A 20,316-nucleotide genomic window follows, 5' to 3' on the forward strand; every position below is an offset into this window, starting at 1 on the left:
CGAGGGGCCAGCCCCTCGCGCTCCCCGGAGTATTTTCGCAAAGATGAAACAGACGCCAGTTTAGAGCCGATCAAACAGCCGCCCCGGCAGCCCGCGATGCCGCGGCAGGCCAAGCGTCCGCATCACGCAGAACATCATCGCCTGGTTGGAAGTGATAACCGGCTTGCCCAGATGCGCCTCGATCCGCTCCACGGCCTCTACCGCGCGCATGTCGGTGCAGCTCAGCACGATGGCCTCTGCCTCCGGATGATCCGCCTGGCAGGCCAGATCAAACACCTCCTGCGGCGTCAGCTCCCCCTGGCCGTAGTTGCCCAGCTCACGCCCGATGTCCGCGCATCTGACAGTTTCGATACCGTTCGCCGACAGGAACTCCATCGCCTGCCTGTTGATCTCCCCTAAATAGGGGGAGGAAAACCCAATCTTCACCGCCCCCAGCGCCCGAATTCCCGCCACCAGAGAACCGGCGGCGGTCAGGCAAACCGCACCCGACCCCGCCTTGATCCGCGCCGCCAGATCCGCGTCAAACCCCGGCCCGTGGGTCAGAGTCGCCGAGGTGCAGCCGTAAAGCACAACATCAGGCCGCACGCCCGCAATCATCCGCAGGTCATGGCTGATATCCGACGCCCCCAGCCCCGCCATCTGATCAGAACCGGGGATCTCCTCCACGTCATATCCGCCCATGCGCTGAAAATGCACCGTGGTGTCCGGGCAGCGCATCAGCATCATGTCGGCCTCAAGGTTGGTGTTGGTGAAAGGCACCAGAACGCCGATCTTCGCGCGGGTGCGGGTTTCATGTTTCATGCCAGCACTCCCTTCAGCACGTCCAGCGCCCGGTCCATCACGTCCCGCCCGCACATGGTGGCGCGCAGGCAATCGCCCAGCCCGTAACCGCCCATGCCACGCATCAGCAGGTTCTGCCCCCGCAGCGCCGCGTCCGCCGCCTGCGCCTGACTGGCGGAGGCAAAGCGGATCAGCACAAAGTTGGTATGGCTCTGCGGCACCTCCAGCCCCAGCGCGCGGCAGTCTTCGGCAAACGTGTCCCGGATGGCAGCGGTTTGGGACACCACGTCCCGCATATGCGCCTGATCCCGCATCGCCGCCGCCGCCATCGCTTGCGAGGGAATGGAGATATTGTTGGGGTTCAATAGCTTGCGCACTTCCCCGGCAATCGCTGGCGGAAAATACCCCCAGCCGGCCCGCGCCCCTGCCAGCCCATAGGCCTTGGACAGCGTCCGCAGCACAACGGTATCGCCGCGCTCCGTCAGCGCGAAGATTTCCCCCGGATCGTTGTCCGCATCAGCAAATTCGGCATAGGCCTGATCGACCACCAGCAGCACATCCGCAGGCAAGTCTTGGCGCAGGCACAGGAGGTCCGCGTTGGGGATCAGCGTGCCGGTCGGATTGCCTGGATTGCAGACAAACACAATCCGCACCTCAGGCGTCACCGCCGCCAGGATATCCTCCACCGACACCGCCAGGTCCCGCTCCCGCGCCTTGACGTAGTCCGCCTGCACTTGCGCCGCAGCGGTGGCCGCGAAGGCATAACCGTATTCGGTCCCCAGCACCCGGTTCCCCGGCCCGGCAAAGGCGCGGATCAAGCAGCCGATCAGCTCCATCGACCCGGCCCCGCACAGCACCTTGGCCGGGTCCAGCCCATGTACCTTTGCCACTGCGGCGCGCAAGTCCGGCCACTCCGGATCCGGATAGAGCGGCATCTGCTCCAGCACCGCCCGGCCCGCCGCAAGGGCCGCCGGGCTGGGTGGGAACGCACTTTCATTCTGCGCAAGCGAGACCGTCCCTACCCCGCCCAGATCCGCCAGCGCATAAGGCGCCATGGCCAACACATGCGGCACCGCACGGATCATTGGCCACACCCATAGGCGCGCGCGCCTTCTTCCGTCACCAGACCGCGTTCCATGTCCAGCGCCAGCGCTTGCCTGTCGCGCTCCAAGGGATCGCCAAAACCGCCACCGCCGGGGGTTTCAAAGATCAGGTAATCCCCGGCCTCCACCCGCAGCTCGCCCTTGCCCGCGATGTCCTGCGCGCCATCGCGGAACCGGATACGCCCCGGCGCGCCGGGCAAGCCGCCCATGCGACCCAAGGCCGGGAACTTCAGCCGCTCCACCGACAGGAACACGATAAATGGCGCGCCGTTGGAGGATGTCATCTCGATCCGCTGCCCCAGCCCGCCGCGGTATTTGCCTGCGCCGCCCGAGTCGGGCCGCAACTCGCGCCGCCACATAACGACAGGCGCCACCGCCTCGGTGATCTCCACCTGGCTGCCATAAACGCCCGAGGGATAGGCGGTTGCCGACAAGCCATCCGCATGGGGCCGGGCGCCGGTGCCGCCGTTGTGGACCGGCTCGATGGCAAACTCCCGCCCGCCGTCGCGGGCCACTTCCGGCGCGTGCCGCATCGGCAGGTCAAACATGCAGCTGGCACCCTCCGCCGGAACCTGGTCCGGCAGCGCCTGATGCAGGCAGCCCAGCACCAGATCCGGCGCTACCTGCCCCAGCGTATGCCGCATCGCCACAGGCACCGGGCGCTGCGCATTCAGGATGCAGCCCTTGGGGCCATCGACAGTGAAGGGTGCCAGCGATCCCGCGTTGTTCGGAATATCCGGCCCGACAATGCAGCGCAGGGCAAAGACGGTGTAAGCTGTGGCATAGTTCAGCGGCACGTTGATGCCCTTGCTGGAACAGCCCGAGGTGCCGGTGAAATCCACATGCATACCGCCCTTGGAAACGGTCAGCGCCGCGTGCAGCTCCAGCTCATTCTCATAGCCGTCCATTTTCAGCACATTGCGGTAGACCCCCTCCGGCACCTCCGCGATGGCCTGCAATGTGCCCCGGCGGGAGGTCTCGATGATATAGGCCCCGAGCGCATTCAGATCGCTGAGGCCAAACTCCTCCATCATCCCTGCCAGCCGTGCCGCCCCGGCCTCGCAGCAGGCAATCAGCGCATATATGTCCCCCTCATTGGCAATCGGCTCGCGGCTGTTGGCGCGGACAATGTCCAGCAGCAGCGCGTTCGGCTCGCCCTCCTCCACCAGTTTGCAGGGCGGGATCAGCAGCCCCTCGTCATAGATGTCAGACCCCTCTGGCCCCATGCCCAGCCCGCCCAGATCCACCAGATGCGAGGTGCAGGAGGTGAAGCCGACCACCCTGCCCCCTTTGAACACCGGCATCATCAACAGGAAATCGTTCAGATGCCCCGAGGCCAGCCAGGGATCGTTGGTCATGTAGATATCGCCCGGCTTCATGGTCTCCGCCGGGAAGCGTTCGCGCAGGTGCATCACCGCCTCTGCCATGGTGTTGATATGGCCCGGCGTGCCAGTGACCGCCTGCGCCAGCATCTGCCCCATTGCGTCGAAAATCCCGGCGGAAATATCGCCGCATTCGCGCACGATCGGGGAAAATGCGGCGCGGATCAGGGTCTGCCCCTGTTCCTCGACCACGGCCAGCAGCCGGTTCCACATCACTTGCAGGCGGGCTGGCGACAGGTCCTGTGACAAGGCGGTCATTGCTTATCTCCTTTCTGGTCCCGGATCAGAACAAGGTTGCCACTGGCATCCGCATGTGCGGAGAAATCCGCCGAGACCAGCGTGGTGGTCTGCGGCTCGGTGATCAGCGCCGGGCCGCAGATGCGGTCGCCGGGTTTCAGACTCTCCCGCGGCACAAATGCCGCCTGCTTTTCGCGGCCATCCACATCGCAGATGATGGTCCGGTGCGCCGCCGGGGTGACGGTCCGCAGCTTTGGCGCTTCCGGCACTGGCGGCACCTTTGCATCCGGCGTTGCCACCCGCACCGCCCAGTTCAGGATCTCGATCTTCATTCCCGGCACGGGCCGCGAGAATTGCCGCGCGTACTCAGTTTCAAACGCCGCAATCAGCGGGCCAAGATCCTCCGCCGCCAGATCACGGTCCGGCAGGGCAATCTCGATCTCATGCCCCTGCCCGCTGTAGCGCATGAAGGCCGTCCGCTGCACCAGCGTTTCAGCATCGCCCGCGCCCTGCGCCACCACCGATTGCGCCTCGTCGATCATCTGGGCAAACAGTGTATTGATGCCGTCCAGATCCAGGTCCTCCAGCAGCGAATAACGCGAGCGCACGATTTCAAAACTGACCGGCGCAAACAGGAAGCCCACCGCCGAACCCACGCCCGGATTGGGTGGGATCACGATACGCGCCACCCCGGCGGAACGCGCGACCCGGGTTGCGTGCAGCGGCCCGTTGCCGCCAAAGGCAATCATCGTGCGCGCGCCCAGATCCTTGCCCGACTCCACCGCGTGCATCCGCCCGGCGCTCGCCATGCTCTCATCCACGATCCGGCTGACTCCGTCGGCAGCGCCAGTGCCATCCAGTTCCAGCCGCGAACCAATCACCCGGCTAAGCGCTTCCTTAGAAGCCTCCGGGTCAATCCGGATATGCCCCTCGGCAAAGGTCTCCGGCACGATATAGCCCAGCGTGATGTCGCTGTCGGTCACGGTCGGCTCCGTGCCGCCGCGCCCGAAGGCCACCGGACCCGGCTCCGACCCCGCCGATTTCGGCCCCACGGTCAGCCGGCCCAGCTGGTCCACCCCGGCGATGGAGCCGCCCCCGGCCCCGATCTCTATCATCTCGATCACCGGGATCCGCACCGGCATGCCCGACCCTTTGATGAAGCGCGCGGCGCGGGCAATTTCGAACTGGCGCGAGGTCTGCGGCCGGGCGCCATCAATCAGGCACAGCTTGGCGGTGGTGCCGCCCACGTCAAAGGACAGCACCTGCTCCAGCCCCGCCTGCGCCGCAATCCGCGCCGCCAGGATGGCACCGCCGGCAGGCCCCGACTCCACCAGCCGGATCGGAAACCGCGCCGCGGTCTGAATGGTGCACATGCCGCCGCCCGCGGTCATCATCAGGATCGGGCATTTGACCCCTTCCGCCGCAAAGCGCTCGGCAAACCGCGCCAGATAGGTCTCCATCAGCGGCTGGATATAGGCATTGGCAACCGTGGTGCAGAGCCGGTCGAACTCCCGCGCCTCGGGGCTGACCTCCGAGGAGATCGAGACCGTCAGCCCGGGCCGCCGCGCCGCCAGAATGTCCCGCAGCCGCCGCTCATGGTCCGGGTTGGAATAGGCGTGCATCAGGCAGACCGCCACCGCCTCCGCACCGCTGGCATCCAGCTCCGCAATCAGCGCCTCTACCGCGCTGTCCTCCATGGGGATCAGCACTTCTCCTGTTGCCGACATCCGCTCCCGAATTGTCAGCGCGCGTTCCCGCGGCACCAGCAGATCGGGTTTCTCTAGATTGATGTCATACTGGGAATAGCGCCGCTCATAGGCGATCTCCAGAATGTCCCGGAACCCTTCAGTCGTCACCGTCGCCACCCGCGCCCCGCGCCGCTCGATCAGCGCATTGGTCGCCAGGGTGGTCCCGTGGATAAAACCGGTGACTTCGCCCAAAGACCGCCCCGCCTGCGCCATCACCCGCGCCGCGCCCTCCATCGCGCCAATGCCCGGGTCCTGATGGGTGGTCAGGGTCTTGGTTGAGGCCAGAATTCTGTCTTCGCCCGCCACCAGAACGGTGTCGGTGAATGTGCCGCCAATATCAATGGCAAGGCGCAGCGCTTGTGATGCTGTCATGTGTCATTCCAATGTCCGCCGTTGAGAAACCGTCAAAGCCCACCAGGGGCAGCGGAACTCAGGCAGCGACCAGGTTGCACCCGGTTGCGCGGCGGTCCATGCGTTTTGGAATGAAGCTTTGTGTCATGCCCCCATCCTGAGGCGCTGCCGGGCGGCACGCTTTGCGGATTGCGACACGCGCACAGTCAGATAACGGCATCTGACAGGCCAATGGCGGCACCCCTCCCGGCAGTTTCCCGCCGGGAGGAAGGGCTTCTCAGCCGAAATGCAGGGTTTTTACTTCCTGATAATCCTCCAGCCCCAGCATGCCGCCTTCACGGCCGTTGCCGGACTGCTTGTAGCCGCCAAAGGGCGAGCCGTAGTTGAAGCCGCCGCCATTGATATGCACTGCGCCTGCGCGCAAACGGGCGGCAACACGCTCGGCCCGCTCCGGATCGCCGGTTTGCAGGTAGGCCGCCAGACCATAAGGCGTGTCGTTAGCAATGCGGACGGCGTCTTCCTCGTCCTCAAACGGGATGATCACCAGCACCGGGCCAAAGATCTCCTGCTGCGCAATGGCCATATCGTTGGTCACATCGGCAAAGACGGTCGGGCGCACATACCAGCCCTTGTCCAGCCCCTCGGGTCGGCCCAGACCACCCGCCAGCAGGGTGGCACCTTCGTCGATACCTTTCTGGATCATGGTCTGCACCCGGTCGTATTGGATGCGGTCGAACATCGGGCCGATGTGATCGCCCTCCTGGCTCGGGTCGCCAACGGCCTGGCCCTCCGCGGCGGCCCTGGCAATCTCCAGCACCTGATCGTAACAGCTGCGCTCCACCAGCATCCGGGTCGGCGCATCGCAGCTCTGGCCGGTGTTATACATGCACTCCAGCACCGAGGCAGTGACCTTCTCCTCAAGGTCAGCATCCGCGAACACCAGGTTCGGAGACTTGCCGCCCAGTTCCAGCGTCACCCGCTTCACCGTTTCGGCCGCATCCTTGGAGACCGCTATGCCGGCCCGGGTCGAGCCGGTGAAGGACATCATGTCAACGTCCACATGCCGCGACAGGCCCGCGCCCACCGTCGGCCCGTCGCCGTGGATCAGGTTGAAGACGCCTGCCGGATAGCCCGCGTCATGAATCATCTGCGCATAAACGGCGGCGGACATGGGCGTGTGCTCTGATGGCTTCAGCACGCAGGTGCTGCCCGTCGCCAGCGCCGGCAAAACCTTCAGCGCGATCTGGTTCACCGGCCAGTTCCAAGGGGTGATCAGCCCGCAGACGCCGATAGGCTCGCGCACCAGGATGTCGCCATTGGGCAGGGTTTCACGCAGCTCCTGCGTCTTCAGCGCCTCCAGAATGCCCTCCAGGTGCCCGATGCCCGAATCGGCCTGCGCGTCCCGCGCCATGGTAACCGGCGCCCCCATCTCTGCGCTCATCGCTTGCGCCAGCTCCTCTCGCCGGTCCCTGCTGATCTCCAGCAGGCGCTCCAGCAGCGCAATCCGTTCGGCGCGGGAGGTCTGCGAAAAACTCTCAAACGCCGCCTTGGCCGCTGCAACCGCGGCGTTCACATCCTGCTCATCCCCCAGGATGATGGTGCCGATCCGCTCTTCCGTGGCCGGGTTCAGCACCGGAAACTCGCGGGCCGAATGCGGCGTCACCCAGGCGCCGCCGATATAGAATTTTTGCAGGTCCATCAGGTTGTTCTCACTGTTGCGTCGCATATGCGGTTGAGACCGGGGCAGAGGCGCGGACCATCTGCCTGCGGCGGATGCTGCCAGGAGTTCCAGACAGCGGCATTGATCCGGCAGCCTGCCCGGCTTCCCGCGTACAGGATAGGCCAAAACCGTCACCGGGCTGGCAATATTTCGACATTTTCAGGCTGTGGGATGCACGCATCAGTAGCCGGGAAAGACTCCATTGCAAGCCGGAACCGCTTCGCGGCCGGTTCCCGCCTTGGCTATGCTGTCCGAAAGCCCGCCAAAAAGGGCGCCCAGAGGCAGAATATGAGCAAACCCCATTGGACAGCACGGTCCGTGCTGCTGGCAGGCACGTTCCTGTGCGGCTGTACCGTTGTCGGCATCGACTACCACCGCCCCGATTTCGCGGTGCCGGTCAGCTATTACCAATCCCGCAGCTATGCCACCGCCAAGGGCGCGTCTGAGACCTGGTGGCAGGGCTTGAACGACCCCGCGCTGAACCGGCTGGTTGCCGCAGGCCTGCAGCAGAACCTCGGCCTCAAGGCCGCCAAGGAACGGCTGATCGCAGCCGAAGCCCTGCGCCGGGGATCAGGCCACCCGCAGCAGGTCAGCGGTGATCTGGAGGCCAGCTCGATCTTCTCGCGCCGCGAATCGCAGGACGGATCTACCAGCACCGACACCGCCGCCGTTGGCGCCACCTATGTTTTTGACCTGTTCGGCGAGTTCCAGCGCCGCTCCGAACGGGCCGTGGCGGACCGTGATGCCCAATTCTACCAGCTGGCCACCACCCGGCTGGCGGTGATCGACGCCATTACCCGCACCTATATCCAGGCCCGCTTCTTTCAGCGCGGTGCCGCGGTCACCCGCAAGACCATCCAGCTGCGCCAGCAGATCCTGCAAACGGTGGAGGAGCTGAAAGAAGCCCGTGCCGTGCTGGCACTGGACCTGGAACGCACCAAGCTGCAGGTCGCCAGCGCCAAGGCGGACCTGCCAGCCTTCATCGCCAGCTACGAATCCTCGGTCTATGCCCTGGCCACGCTGCTGGACCGCGATGCGTCAGAGGTTTTTGCGATGATGCAGGGCAGCTCCGGCCAGCCCTCCCCCGCTACCCAGCCGGAACTGGGCGTGCCCGCCACCCTGCTGCGCAACCGTCCCGACGTGCTGCTGGCCGAAGCCCAGCTGCGCGGCGCCACCGCGAACATCGGCGTCACCGAGGCAGAACTCTATCCTTCGCTGGAAATCACCGGATCGGTTCAGGCCATACGCGGCGTGGATGACCTTTATTCCATCGGCCCGGCGCTGAACCTGCCGCTGTTCAACCGCCCGGTTCTGCGCGCCTTCCACCAAAGCGCGATGGCTGAGGCCAAGGCCGCTCAGTACGACTACCGAACGTCCGTGCGCACTGCGGTTGAGGAGGTCCAGTCGCAGCAAAGCAACCTGCGCGCCGCCCGTGAACGCACCGCTGCCCAGGCGCGGGCGGTCAACCTCGGTTCCAAGGTCGCCGATCTGGCGCGTGAAACCTTCAAGGCCAATGAAATCACCCTGTTCGATCTGTTGAACACAGAAGAAGCCCTGCGCGACAATGAGCTGAGCCTGATCACAGCCCGGCGCGACCTGGCGCTGGCCTGGGCCCGCCTGCAGATCTCCCTGGGCAAGGGCTGGGCGCCGCACCAGGATCCGGACAGCGCGGTGGTTCTGGTTAAGAAGTCAGACTAGGCCAGCCCTGCAGCGCAGACGCGGCAGCCGGCCTCAGGCCTGCTGCGCTTCGCGTTCCATCTGCTCGACCATCTTGCGGGCGCGCTTGCACTGCAGCTTGTCGCGCAGCGGGCTGTCGGGATCGACGTCCTTGGAACAGACCACGCATTTGTCGGCACCTGAAATCGCATTCAGGCCGCCGCAGCTGCCTTTGATCTTCTTGCCCATCAGAATGACCCCCAGCGACATGCCCAGGGTAACGATCAGCAGCAGGATGAAGGCCAGAAGAAAGGTGCTCATAAAGTGGTCCCTCGCAGGATGGCTTGGTGCGCGGTGTCAGTTGGCGGTTAACGCCTCAAAGGCGCTGCTTGCCGCTGTCATATAGGCATCCGGCCCGGCTTGCACGTCCCGATCAATGAAAAACACGGCAAGTTTATGCTGCTCGGCCAGCTTCAGCCCGTTTTCGCGGCCCAGAACCAGCATTGCGGTGGCCCAGGCATCGGCCAGCATGGCGTTTTCTGCAATCACTGTGACCGAAGTGGTCGCATGAGTCACCGGCCGCCCGGCAACGGGATCGAGGATATGGGAATAGCGCTTCCCCTCATGCTCGAAGTAATTGCGGTAATCGCCGGAGGTCGCCAGCCCATGGTTGCTGACCGGCACGATCAGCTGCACCGTCTGCGCCGCCGCATCCGGTTTCTCGATGCCGATGCGCCAGGCTTCGCCCTTGGCGTTTTCGCCCTTGGTCACCAGATCCCCGCCGATCTCGACCATGTAATGCTCGACGCCAAATCTCTGCAGCGCCTCGGCCACCGCATCCACGCCATAGCCCTTGGCAATGGCCGACAGGTTGATACCGGTTTCCGGCGCGGATTTCCTGAGCGTTCCGGCTGATGCATCCAGCACCAGCAGCCGCGCCTGCCCGACGCCCTCCAGCGCCTTGGCAATGGCCGCATCCGATGGCACCGGGTCTTCGGGTTTGCGCGGGCCAAAGCCCCACAGCTCGATCAGCGGGCCGAGGGTCACATCGAACTTGCCGCCGGTCTTGGCGTGCACATCATTCGCCGCCGCCAGCACATGGGCAAACTCCGGCGACACCCGCACCGGCGCGGTGCTGTGCTCGGCAGAAAAGGTGGAGACCTCAGACGCCGGATCCCAATTCGACATCTTGGCATTGACCGCCGCCAGGGTGCCCTCTACGGCTGAACCCAGCGCCTCCTGGTCCAGATCCTCGCCAATGGCAATCACGCTGTAGGTGGTGCCCATCGTTTCACCGGTCAGCCGCACCTCTTCCGGCGCGCTATCGAACCAGCAGCCGGACACGGCCAGCACCGCGGGCAGGGTCAGGGCGATCAGGACCTTTCTGGGCATCAGGCTGGGCATTCGGCAACCTCCGGCAGCAAAACTGGCGCAGCTATGCCCCTGCCCCGCGCCAGAGTCAAACGGAGCGCCGGGGCAGGCCTCAGAACTTCAAGGGCAGAAAGGCCAGTGCCAAGAGGCCCACCGCGGCAGGCAGCCCGTACAGCCAGGCCCGGAAGCGCGCGTTGGGTGCTTCACTCTTCCAGTTCTGCCGGTACAGGTGGCCGCAGACAACCACCAGGAACACGGTCAGCGCACCGGTCACGGGGGTCAGGTAGAGGCTTTCGAACATGTTGTTTTTCCGCTGTTGTTAGCGCTCGCGTCATTTCGCCCCTTTCCGGATCATAATCCGCCGCTAAGATGGGGGTATGACCTGATGCAGGATACAGGAGGAGACCCCGCGCATGGCACCGTTCTCATACCAGCCTCCCACCCGGGGCGACAAGGCCGGGCAGGAAAGCCACAGCCAATCGCCCGAGTCGAATTTGTCGCACGGCCAGTCGACCGTCGCCAGTTTGCTGGAGGCCAAGGGCGACGCGATCTTTGCGATCCGCCCCAACGATACGGTCGGCCACGCGGTCGAGGCGCTGAAGGCAAAACGCATCGGCGCGCTGGTGGTCACCGACCAGAACGGCGCGCTGCAGGGCATCCTGTCGGAACGCGACATCGTGCGCCGCCTGGCAGACACCCCGGGCCACACCCTGCCGCAACTGGTTGAGGAGATCATGACCCGCGAGGTCAAGACCTGCGCGCCGGACGACCTGCTGATTGATGTGGCCAAGGTGATGAACGAGGGCCGCTTCCGCCACCTGCCGGTTCTGAAGGACGGCAAGCTGGCGGGCATGATCACCGTCGGCGACGTGGTGAACTTCCGTCTGAAGGAGCTGGAATACGAAGCCCTGCGCATGAAGCAGATGATCGTCGGCTGAGGCTCATACCAAATGGTCCGCCTTCGGGCGGATCACCTCTAGCGGCAGGCCTTGCTGCATCCTGCCGCCATTCACGCCTTGCGCAGCAAACACCGGTTTGAACCCAAACTGAATATTCGAAATCCTCGCTGCGTGCGCACACAGCAACCGGAATGCTGCAAACGTGTGAAGTTCGGTGCCGCCACGCATTGGCAGAACCGGTCATTCATGCAGACCGCGGCGAAGACCCGTCGCTGAATTCACAAGAAACGAAGCAAAGTGGCCATCGCCCGAAAGTGATTGAATGTCCGCAATACCAGCGTTTTTGCTTATGTTCTAAAAGAGTAGCTGGCATTGGGCGTTCGTCAGCCCATACAAACAAGCCGGCTTGGCCGAGGCAAATAACAAAAGGGTTTCAGCAGCGGGCAAAATCAGCCTGGGTGCTTTGGGCTGTCAGCCATTCAATGGCGAGCTGTGTCTGGCGGCGCATGTGGCTGCCTTTGCGCACGTCCAGGAAATACCCGTGGGTAGGTGTGATGTCTTCGCCGAACAGGCGCACCACTCTGCCTTCAGCCAGATCCTGATCAATCAGCGGCAGCCATCCGACGATCACGCCCTGGCCTTCGGCCGCGCCGCGCAGCAGAACATTGGCGTCTTCAAACACCGGCCCGCGCAAGGTGTCCGGAACCCGCACGCCCATGGCTGAAAACCAGTCCAGCCAGCCCCAATGATTCCGTTGGTGCAGCAACGGCATGTGCAGGAGGTCTGCCGGTGTTTCCACGGGGCCGAACCGGGTGAGGAAAGCCTCTGAGGCAATCGCCACCGGGCTGAGTTCAAGCAGTTTGACGGCCCCCTCGGGCATCTCCGATATGCGTTCCCAGCGGATCACGATATCCACGTTTTCGCGGTCCTGCGCGCCGGGCTGATACGTCGGCACCACTTCCAGCCCGGTTCCGGGGTGCTGTTCCCAGAAATTGCTGATCCGCGGCATCAGCCACCGGGCGGTGAAAATGGGGCCGGCGGCAATGCGCACGGTCCTGCGGGTGGTGCGCCGGAGCGCGCGGACCGCATCCTCGAGCATGCCAAAGGCCTGAACCGCCGTTTCCGCCAGTCGCTGCCCGTCTTCGGTCAGCACCACATCGCGCCCGGAGCGTTTGAATAGCTTGGTGCCAAGCTGCTCCTCAAGGCCGCGGATGTGGTGGCTGATTGCGGTGGGGGTCACGGACAGAAGCTCCGCCGCAGCGCGGAAGCTGCCCGTTCTGGCGGCGGATTCGAAGGCGCGCAGGGCGGAGAGAGACGGCAGCATGATGTGTCCATGGTTGAATTAAACTCATTAGTTGTTGAGCAATGGCCATTTGTAAATAGGCATTTCAAGGGGCATCGTTTGAAAGAAGTTAGCTGGGCTCATGAAATGGCGGCATCCGGAAAACGAAGGCGGGGGCGTAAGGAACGCCTCCTTGAAGCTGAGGAAGCTGGCAGCGTTTCGCCGGTCTGGCCCGGCGTTGAAGGCGGGCGGCTGAAACCGCTTGCGCCGGAGGAGGTAGCGCTGGTCGAGGAAACGGCGCTGTCGCTTCTGGAAACGCTGGGGCTGAGCCAGGCCATTCCGTCCGTGATTGACAAGGTCTGCAGCGCCGGCGGGCAGCTGACCGAAGACCGCAGGCTGCTGTTTCCGCGGGTGTTGGTGCACTGGGCCGTGGAGGGCGCGCAGAAGGCGTTCACGCTGTGCGGCCAGGAGCCGGAAAACGATCTGCAGATCAGTGGTGCGCGGGTCCACATGTCGACGGGCGGGGCGGCGCCGGGGGTGTTCGACCTCGACACCGGGGCCTATCGCGACTCCACGCTGGCGGACCTCTATGACGCGGCGCGGATTGTCGACCGGATGGAGAACATCCACCATTTCAGCCGCTCGGTGGTGGCACGCGACATCGAGGACAACGCGGTGATGGACCTGAACACCGCCTATGCCTGCCTGATGGGCACCTCCAAGCATGTCTCGATCTCGATCAGCGCGCCGGAGAACGTGCGGCCAATCGCGGAGCTTTGTTACCAGATCGCCGGCGGCGAGGCCGCATTCCGGGCGCGGCCCTTTCTGACGGTGATGGTCTGCCATGTGGTGCCGCCGATGCGCTTTGCCGAAGAGGCCTGCGAGGTGCTGGAGGCCGCCATAAAGGCAGGGTTCCCGGTGCAGCTGATCAGCGCTGGCCAGGCCGGGGCAACCAGCCCCGCCACAATCGCCGGGTCGCTGGTGCAGGCGGTTGCCGAAACATTGGCCGGGCTGGTTTTTGCCCGGCTGGTGGACACGGAGGCCAAGGCGATCTTTGCCCCCAAGCCCCTGGTGGCCGATCTGCGCACCGGGTCGATGTGCGGCGGCGGCGGCGAGCAGGCAATCCTGATGGCGGGCGCGGCCCAGATGGGGCGGCATTTCGGCCTGCCGGTTTCCTCCATCGCGGGGATCACCGATGCCAAATGCCTGGACGCGCAATACGGCGCCGAGAAATCATTGGCCGTGGCGATGGCCGCCCATGCAGGGTCCAACATTGTGACCCAGGCCGCCGGAATGCAGGCGAGCCTCTTGGGTGTCAGCCATGCGGCCTATGTCAGCGACAATGACCTGCTGGGAAACATCCTGCGCACGATCCGCGGGGTCGAGGCCACGCCGGAAAACATTGCCGCCGATGTGATTGCCCAGGTGTGCCGCGGCGAAGGTCATTATCTGGGGCAGCAGCACACGTTTGAGCGGATGAAATCAGACTACTTCTATCCGCACATCGGCGACCGCCGGTCTCCGCGCGAATGGCAGGAGGATGGCGCCCGGCCGGTTGGCGACGCCGCGCGGGACACAGCCCGTGAAATTCTGGGCACGCATTTTCCGCAGCATGTCAGCGATGAGACCGACCGCGCGCTGCGCGCGGTGTTTGATATCCGGCTTTCCCGTGAACAGATTGGCAGGCCCGCATGAGCAACAGCGAACTGAGCAGCCGCGCCCGGGCGGCGCTGCCCGGCGGGGTCAGCCACGAGCTGCGCTACCGCGCGCCACATCCGGTCTTCATCGAACGCGCCGCAGGTGCCGAGAAATGGGATGCGGAGGGGCGCCGCTACATCGATTTCAAGATGGGATCGGCCAGCCAGATGCTGGGCCACGGCCACCCCGCGGTTGTCGAGGCGCTGCAGCGGCAGGCCGACCAAGCGATTTTCAGCGCCGATTGCCACGCGGCCGAGACCGAATGGGCGGAATGGGTCAACCGGTTGTTTCCCTGCGCCGAACGCACCCGTTTCACCGCCTCTGGCAGCGAGGCGACGATGCTGGCGATGCGGCTGGGCCGCGCCTGGGCCGGCAAGGATCGGGTTCTGAGGGTCGACGGCCATTACCACGGCTGGCACGACCATGCGCTCAAAGGTGCCAAGGCGGGCAGTTTGCAGGCCGCGTCCCTGGGGGTGCCGGATGCGGTGAACGGCCTGGTGGAAGTCTGCGCGGCCGATCCACAGGCGATGCAAGCGGCCCTGCAGGACAACAGCATCGGCACCGTGATTATCGAGGCATCCGGGGCGAATTACGGTTCGGTGCCGCTGTCCGTGGAAACATTGCGCGCTTTGCATGATGCGGCCCGGGCTGCCGGGGCGGTGCTGATCTTTGATGAGATCATCACCGGCCTGCGCTGGTCGCCCGGCGGGCGGCAGGCGCGCGACGGCATCGTGCCGGACCTGACAACGCTGGCCAAGGTGGTGACCGGCGGCCTGCCGGGCGGGGCCGTTTGCGGGCGTGCGGACCTCATGGAGCTGATGAACAACGCAGCCGCGCGGGACGGGCTGTCGCCGCCGGTCAGCCACAAGGGAACGTTCAACGGCTCCCCGCTGATTGCCGCGGCCGCCTGTGCTGCGATGCCCTTGCTGGCCACCGGAGAGGTGCAGGCACAGGCCGATGCCATGGCAGAGCGCCTGAGGGACGGCCTTAATGCGCGGATGGCGCGGCACGGCATCGTGGGATGCGCCTATGGGGAGAGTTCAACCTGCCATCTTCTGTTTGGGGCAGCAAACCCAGAGGGGCTGAGCCCGGCTGCAATCCGCAACGTGCCGCCTGCCTTGGTGGCGGGCCTGCGCAGCGGCCTGCTGGCGCGCGGTGTGGATTTGATGAGCCATACCTCCTGCGTGACCTCCGCGGCGCATACCCCGGAACTGATAGACGAGGCGCTGGACGCCTTTGATGCGGTGTTTGCCGCGCTTGTTCAGGACGGAGTGCTGCAATGACCCTGCCATCCCGCGCCCGCACCGTGATCATCGGCGGCGGCGTCATCGGCTGTTCCATCGCATACCACCTGGCCCGCGAGGGGCGGACCGACATCGTGGTGCTGGAGCGCTCCAAACTGACCAACGGCACCACTTGGCACGCGGCGGGGCTGGTGCGCCGGCTGCGGCCCTCGGCGACGCTGACCAGGCTGATCAACTACTCGATCGACCTGTATGGCGCGCTGGAGGTGGAGACCGGCCAGGCCACCGGCTGGACCCAGACAGGCTCGCTGACTTTGGCCACCAACCCCGACCGGCTGACCAATATCAAGCGCCAGGTGTCACTGGGCCGTGCCTTTGGCCTGGAGGCCGACGTGGTGGATACCGCCCGCGCCAAGGAGCTATGGCCGCTGATCGAGACAAGCGATGTAATCGGCGCGGTCTGGTCGCCTGCGGATGGCCGCGTGAACCCCTCGGATGTGGCGCTGGCGCTGTCCAAGGGCGCGCGGGCGCGGGGAGTGCAGATCTTTGAGGATACTGCCGTTACGGGCCTGCAGAAAACGGGGGGGCGGATTTCCGGCGTCGAGGTGGGTGAGCATCTGATCGAAGCCGACGAGGTGGTCATTGCCTGCGGCCTCTGGTCCCGTGAAGTGGCGGCAATGGCGGGGGCGCATATGCCGCTCTATGCCTGCGAGCATTTCTACATCCTGACCAAGCCGTTGCAGGAGGTGCAGGCGCTCGGCAAGGGCGCGCATCTGCCGACGCTGAACGATCAGGACGCGTTTCTTTATGCCCGTGACGATGTGGAGGGGCTTCTAGTCGGCTGTTTCGAACCGCAGGCCAAGGGGCTGCCCTTGGACCGGCTGCCCAGGGACTTTTCCTTTGACCTCCTGGACGAGGACTGGGACCACTTCATGCCGATGATGGAAAACGCGCTGCGCCGCATTCCCGCCCTGGAGAGGGCCGAAGTGCGGATGCTGCTGAACGGGCCGGAAAGCTTCACCCTCGACAGCCAGTTCATGCTGGGGGAAAGCCCCGAGGTGCCGGGGCTGTTCCTGATGGGCGGCATGAATTCCACTGGCATCGCGCTGGCTGGCGGCGCAGGGCGCGCGATGGCCGAGTGGATCATCGCGGGCGAGCCAACGATGGATCTGAACGAGGCCGATATCCGCCGCTTCAGCCCGGAAATGAACGTGCTGGGCGCGCTGGAGGCCCGTATTCCCGAGGTGCTGGGCCGCCATTACGACAACCCCTATCCGGGCCGGTCCATGGAGACCGCCCGCGGCCAGCGCCGCTCGCCCATCCACGCGGGTCTGGTTGAGGCCGGGGCAAGGTTTGAAAGCCGCGGCGGCTGGGAGCGGGCGGTGCATTTCGGCGGCAAGGCCGCGCATCTGCCGCTGACCTTCGGGGTGCCTGCCTGGCGCGATCAGGTGGGCCGCGAGGTGGAGGCCTGCCGCAACGGCGCCGCCATCCTGGATCAGAGTGCCTTTGGCAAGATTTGGGTGCAGGGGCCGGATGCCTGCGCCTTCCTCAACCATCTCTGCGCGGCGCAGATGGATATCGCCGAGGGCCGTATCGCCTACAGCCAGATCCTGAACCGCAAAGGCGGCATCGAAAGCGACATTACCGTGCAGCGGCACGGGCGGAATAGCTTTCTGATGATCGTGGGTGCAGGCGAGGTGGTGCGCGATTTGAAACGTATGCGCGAAACCAAGGGCGCCTTCCAGGTCGAGTTCACCAATGTGACCAGCGGTTATGCAATCCTTGGCCTGGCCGGAGCTAAAGCCCGCGAGGTGCTGCAGGCCTCTTCCAACACGCTGGTGCCGGACCTGAAACGCTTCCAGTTTAGCCCTGTCGAGATCGGCCTTGCGCGCGGCTGGGCCGGGCGGCTCAGCTTTACCGGCGAGGAAGGCTATGAGCTGTATATCCCTGCCGACATGGCTATGGCGGCCCATGAGGCGCTGGTGGCAGCAGGGGCAAGCCTCGCCGGGCTATACGCCAGCGGTTCGCTGCGGATCGAAAGCGGTTTCCGGGCCTTTGGCCATGAACTGGGTCCCGGCACCACGCCGCAGGAGGCCGGGCTGGGGGCCTTTTGCGCATTTGGCACCGGGTTTGTGGGGGAGGCGGCCTTGAAGGACCATACCCCGGAACGCAGGATCGTCTCGATCCTGTTCGACGACCCGGCGGCGGTCCCGATCCATGACGAGCCGGTTTACTACGGCGGCCAGGTTGCGGGCCAGATCACCTCGGCGGCCTGGAGCTACCGCTATGGACGGTCTGTTGCGCTGGCGATGATTGATGCGCCGCTGGATCAGCTTGCGAGGGAAACTATTGTTTCCGGCTTCGAGGTCGAAATCGCCTGCACCCGCTTTGCCGCCAAGGCGTCGCTGAAACCCGCCAAAGAGGCGTTTGCCCATGACTGACACCTTTCGCACCACACAGGTTGCCATCATCGGTGGCGGTATCATGGGCGTGGCGGCCCAGTTCCAGCTGGCCGAGAACGGCTGGACCGACACGATCCTGTTTGAGAAGGCGGAGCTCACCTCAGGCTCCACCTGGCACGCGGCGGGACAGATCGCCCATGCGGTGGGCAGCCGGTTGATGGGCTGGATCAACAAGACCTCGATCGAAACCTACAAACGGGTCGAGCGGGAAACCGGCCAGAGCATCGGCTGGCATGAGGTGGGCGGATTCCGCATTGCGACCACTGATGATGAGGTCGACTGGATGAAGTCGATCATGGGCGTCGGCAAGCTGCTGGACCTGCCGATGGATCTGGTCGGCCCCGAGGAGGTCGCCCGCGTGAACCCCTTCTACAGGGTGGACGGCGTCAAGGCGGCGGTGCGCACCTATGAGGACGGGCATATTGATCCGTCCTCCGTCACCATGGCATTGGCCGCCGCCACCCGCGCGCGCGGCGCAAGGATCGAGCGGCGCAACCAGGTGCTGGGCGCCTCCCGCAAGGGGGATATGTGGCTGTTGCGCACGGAAAAAGGCGATGTGCTGGCCGAGCATGTGGTGATCGCTGCGGGCTCTTATGCCAACCAGGTCGGGGCGTGGTTCGGGCTGAAAATTCCGTCTGTCAGCTGCCTGCACCATTATCTGGTGACAGATACCGTGCCCGAGTTCATGGACCGCCCCGAACTGCCGGTGATGCGCGACAATGCCTATGGCGGCTATATTCGTCAGGAGCAGAAATCCGGCCTCATCGGCATTTACGAGGGTCATGTCTGCCCCACCGTCTGGGAGATGCCGCAGGGCGCGCCCTGGGCTGCGGAGAATGAGCTGTTTGAGGCCGATTACGACTCCATCGGCGATTTTCTGATGGTGGCGTTTGAGAAGATGCCGGTGCTGGCCGACCTCGGCATCAAACGCGTGGTGCGCGGGGCGATCACCCATACGCCGGACGGCGGCATGCTGGTGGGCCCCTCGGGTGCGCCCAATGTCTGGCTGTCCTGCGGGTCGTCCATCGGCCTTGCCTGGGGCGGCGGCGCGGGCAAGGTGCTGGCCGATTGGATGGTGCATGGCGAAACCCCGATCAACACCCGCGGTCTTGATCCGCGCCGGTATGGCAATTTCTCTACCGATCATTTCATTGTTGAGCGCACCAAGGATGAGTTCATGCGCCGCCATGACACCCCTTGCCCCGGCAAGCAGTTCCAGAGCCTGCGGCCGCTGAAGCGTCACCCGCTGTATGACCGGTTGGCCGCCAAGGGTGCGGTGTTCGGCGAAGTGGCTGGCTGGGAACGCCCGCGCTATTTCGGCGAGGTTGGCGAAGTAGAGCAGATCGGCTGGGGCCACCAGCCCTGGCACGCCAACGCCATGGCCGAGGCCAAGGCGACGCGTGAAGCGGCAGGTGTCATCGACCTCTGTGCCTTTGCCCAGTTCGAGATCACCGGCAAGGACGCAGGCAAGCTGCTGGACCGCCTCTCGGCCAACAAGATCCCGGCCAAGGACGGCCGGATGAGCCTGAACCACCTGCTGACCGAAAAGGGCCGCTTCGAGACTGAGATCACCATCTGGCGCATAGCTGAGAACCGCTTTTTCACCGGCTCGCCCATCGCCCGCTGCAACCCGGACTTCGATTGGATCAAGTCGCACATCCGTGACGGCGAAGACGTGCAGATGATCAACCGCACCCACGACTGGGGCATGCTGGCGCTCTCCGGCCCGGCCTCGCGCCGGATCATGGCAGAGCTGACGGATGCGGACCTCACGAACCGGGCGTTCCCCTGGCTGTCCGGGCAGGAGATCACCGTGGCCGGCATCCCGTGCTATGCGCTGCGGGTCTCTTTCGTGGGCGAACTGGGGTGGGAGCTGCACGCGCCGTTGGAGCAGGCCGGCGAACTCTACGACGCGCTGTTTGCAGCTGGCGAAAAACACGGGCTGACCGATCTGGGGTCTTACGCCTTCAACGGGATGCGGATGGAGAAGGCCTATCGCGCTTCGGGCGAGCTGACCACCGACGCGGGGCCGCTGGATGTGGGGCTGGAGCGGTTTGTGGCGGCGGAGGGCCGGGAGTTTCTGGGCAAGGAAGCCTTGCTGCCCCGCGATCCGGGCTGGGAGCTGTTCTACGCGGAACTGTATTCTGACGGCGTTGATATCCACGGCGGCGAGCCGGTGCTGCGGGAGGGAAAGCCCGTCGGCCTGACCACCTCCGGCGGTTATGGCTACACGGTTGGCAAGTCGCTGGGCTGGCTGTTTGTCCGGAAGGGCACGCCGCGTGAAGGGCTGACCGTGCAGATCCTGAACCGGGAATTCCCCGTAACCATCCATGATGACGCAGTTTTTGACCCGCAGAACCTGCGGCCCCGATCCGAGGATTGA

General features: G+C 64.9%; 15 protein-coding genes. 6 read left to right on the forward strand and 9 right to left on the reverse strand.

Translation table 11 applies throughout. From position 1 onward, the window contains the following. Window positions 1-60: 60 nt before the first annotated feature. The 5 genes from RA25_RS17100 to RA25_RS17120 form a co-directional block, all read right to left on the reverse strand. Complete coding sequence (locus RA25_RS17100; RefSeq protein ID WP_039174009.1) at window positions 61-801, reverse strand: maleate cis-trans isomerase family protein; 741 nt, start codon at window positions 799-801, stop codon at window positions 61-63. Next, window positions 798-1,865: a pyridoxal phosphate-dependent aminotransferase gene (locus RA25_RS17105; protein ID WP_039174011.1), complete on the reverse strand. Its 1,068-nt coding sequence runs from the start codon at window positions 1,863-1,865 to the stop codon at window positions 798-800. The genes RA25_RS17100 and RA25_RS17105 overlap by 4 nt, the downstream gene beginning before the upstream one ends. Beyond that, a complete protein-coding gene (locus tag RA25_RS17110; protein WP_039174013.1) occupies window positions 1,862-3,523 on the reverse strand; it encodes a hydantoinase B/oxoprolinase family protein in 1,662 nt (553 codons plus the stop codon). The genes RA25_RS17105 and RA25_RS17110 overlap by 4 nt, the downstream gene beginning before the upstream one ends. Further along, a complete protein-coding gene (locus RA25_RS17115; RefSeq protein WP_039174015.1) occupies window positions 3,520-5,622 on the reverse strand; it encodes a hydantoinase/oxoprolinase family protein in 2,103 nt (700 codons plus the stop codon). Before RA25_RS17115 ends, RA25_RS17110 begins: the two co-directional genes overlap by 4 nt. 256 nt (window positions 5,623-5,878) lie before the next feature. Beyond that, a complete protein-coding gene (locus tag RA25_RS17120; RefSeq protein ID WP_241477436.1) occupies window positions 5,879-7,327 on the reverse strand; it encodes an aldehyde dehydrogenase family protein in 1,449 nt (482 codons plus the stop codon). Between the two features lie 282 nt (window positions 7,328-7,609). On the opposite strand from RA25_RS17120, the gene RA25_RS17125 reads away from it, so the two are divergent. Next, window positions 7,610-9,019 carry an efflux transporter outer membrane subunit gene (locus RA25_RS17125; protein ID WP_039174018.1) on the forward strand — a complete coding sequence of 470 codons (1,410 nt, stop codon included), beginning with the start codon at window positions 7,610-7,612 and terminating at the stop codon, window positions 9,017-9,019. 33 nt (window positions 9,020-9,052) lie between these two features. On the opposite strand, the gene nqrM is transcribed toward RA25_RS17125, so the two are convergent. The 3 genes from nqrM to RA25_RS17140 form a co-directional block, all read right to left on the reverse strand. Continuing rightward, on the reverse strand, window positions 9,053-9,298 hold the full coding sequence (gene nqrM, locus RA25_RS17130; RefSeq protein WP_039174020.1) for a (Na+)-NQR maturation NqrM: 246 nt from the start codon (window positions 9,296-9,298) through the stop codon (window positions 9,053-9,055). 36 nt (window positions 9,299-9,334) lie between these two features. After that, a complete protein-coding gene (locus RA25_RS17135) occupies window positions 9,335-10,381 on the reverse strand; it encodes an FAD:protein FMN transferase (RefSeq protein ID WP_082023096.1) in 1,047 nt (348 codons plus the stop codon). Between the two features lie 79 nt (window positions 10,382-10,460). After that, complete coding sequence (locus RA25_RS17140) at window positions 10,461-10,649, reverse strand: hypothetical protein (RefSeq protein WP_019296965.1); 189 nt, start codon at window positions 10,647-10,649, stop codon at window positions 10,461-10,463. 112 nt (window positions 10,650-10,761) lie between these two features. Between RA25_RS17140 and RA25_RS17145 the strand changes: the two genes are divergently transcribed. Further along, on the forward strand, window positions 10,762-11,286 hold the full coding sequence (locus RA25_RS17145; RefSeq protein ID WP_019296964.1) for a CBS domain-containing protein: 525 nt from the start codon (window positions 10,762-10,764) through the stop codon (window positions 11,284-11,286). Between the two features lie 394 nt (window positions 11,287-11,680). Here the strand turns inward: RA25_RS17145 and RA25_RS17155 are convergent, their stop codons facing one another. Continuing rightward, the gene (locus RA25_RS17155; protein ID WP_039174025.1) at window positions 11,681-12,571 is read right to left on the reverse strand and encodes a LysR substrate-binding domain-containing protein; all 891 of its coding nucleotides are present in this window, start codon (window positions 12,569-12,571) and stop codon (window positions 11,681-11,683) included. Window positions 12,572-12,676: 105 nt separating this feature from the next. On the opposite strand from RA25_RS17155, the gene RA25_RS17160 reads away from it, so the two are divergent. From RA25_RS17160 to RA25_RS17175, 4 genes are read left to right on the forward strand one after another with little or no spacing between them, the layout of a single operon-like run. Next, window positions 12,677-14,224, forward strand: coding sequence for a trimethylamine methyltransferase family protein (locus RA25_RS17160; protein WP_039174028.1), 1,548 nt, complete (start codon window positions 12,677-12,679; stop codon window positions 14,222-14,224). Next, on the forward strand, window positions 14,221-15,510 hold the full coding sequence (locus RA25_RS17165; RefSeq protein ID WP_039174030.1) for an aspartate aminotransferase family protein: 1,290 nt from the start codon (window positions 14,221-14,223) through the stop codon (window positions 15,508-15,510). Before RA25_RS17160 ends, RA25_RS17165 begins: the two co-directional genes overlap by 4 nt. Continuing rightward, window positions 15,507-17,912 carry a GcvT family protein gene (locus tag RA25_RS17170; protein WP_039174031.1) on the forward strand — a complete coding sequence of 802 codons (2,406 nt, stop codon included), beginning with the start codon at window positions 15,507-15,509 and terminating at the stop codon, window positions 17,910-17,912. The genes RA25_RS17165 and RA25_RS17170 overlap by 4 nt, the downstream gene beginning before the upstream one ends. Then, the gene (locus RA25_RS17175) at window positions 17,905-20,316 is read left to right on the forward strand and encodes a GcvT family protein (RefSeq protein ID WP_039174032.1); all 2,412 of its coding nucleotides are present in this window, start codon (window positions 17,905-17,907) and stop codon (window positions 20,314-20,316) included. Before RA25_RS17170 ends, RA25_RS17175 begins: the two co-directional genes overlap by 8 nt.

Origin of the sequence: Leisingera sp. ANG-S5, assembly GCF_000813925.1 — a bacterium.
GTDB lineage: Bacteria > Pseudomonadota > Alphaproteobacteria > Rhodobacterales > Rhodobacteraceae > Leisingera.

Bases quoted from the DNA above. Each gene is read 5' to 3' on its own strand.
- RA25_RS17100 (WP_039174009.1), bottom strand. From the start codon at position 801: ATGAAACATGAAACCCGCACCCGCGCGAAGATCGGCGTTCTGGTGCCT.
- RA25_RS17105 (WP_039174011.1), bottom strand. From the start codon at position 1,865: ATGATCCGTGCGGTGCCGCATGTGTTGGCCATGGCGCCTTATGCGCTG.
- RA25_RS17110 (WP_039174013.1), bottom strand. From the start codon at position 3,523: ATGACCGCCTTGTCACAGGACCTGTCGCCAGCCCGCCTGCAAGTGATG.
- RA25_RS17115 (WP_039174015.1), bottom strand. From the start codon at position 5,622: ATGACAGCATCACAAGCGCTGCGCCTTGCCATTGATATTGGCGGCACA.
- RA25_RS17120 (WP_241477436.1), bottom strand. From the start codon at position 7,327: ATGCGACGCAACAGTGAGAACAACCTGATGGACCTGCAAAAATTCTAT.
- RA25_RS17125 (WP_039174018.1), top strand. From the start codon at position 7,610: ATGAGCAAACCCCATTGGACAGCACGGTCCGTGCTGCTGGCAGGCACG.
- nqrM (WP_039174020.1), bottom strand. From the start codon at position 9,298: ATGAGCACCTTTCTTCTGGCCTTCATCCTGCTGCTGATCGTTACCCTG.
- RA25_RS17135 (WP_082023096.1), bottom strand. From the start codon at position 10,381: ATGCCCAGCCTGATGCCCAGAAAGGTCCTGATCGCCCTGACCCTGCCC.
- RA25_RS17140 (WP_019296965.1), bottom strand. From the start codon at position 10,649: ATGTTCGAAAGCCTCTACCTGACCCCCGTGACCGGTGCGCTGACCGTG.
- RA25_RS17145 (WP_019296964.1), top strand. From the start codon at position 10,762: ATGGCACCGTTCTCATACCAGCCTCCCACCCGGGGCGACAAGGCCGGG.
- RA25_RS17155 (WP_039174025.1), bottom strand. From the start codon at position 12,571: ATGCTGCCGTCTCTCTCCGCCCTGCGCGCCTTCGAATCCGCCGCCAGA.
- RA25_RS17160 (WP_039174028.1), top strand. From the start codon at position 12,677: ATGGCGGCATCCGGAAAACGAAGGCGGGGGCGTAAGGAACGCCTCCTT.
- RA25_RS17165 (WP_039174030.1), top strand. From the start codon at position 14,221: ATGAGCAACAGCGAACTGAGCAGCCGCGCCCGGGCGGCGCTGCCCGGC.
- RA25_RS17170 (WP_039174031.1), top strand. From the start codon at position 15,507: ATGACCCTGCCATCCCGCGCCCGCACCGTGATCATCGGCGGCGGCGTC.
- RA25_RS17175 (WP_039174032.1), top strand. From the start codon at position 17,905: ATGACTGACACCTTTCGCACCACACAGGTTGCCATCATCGGTGGCGGT.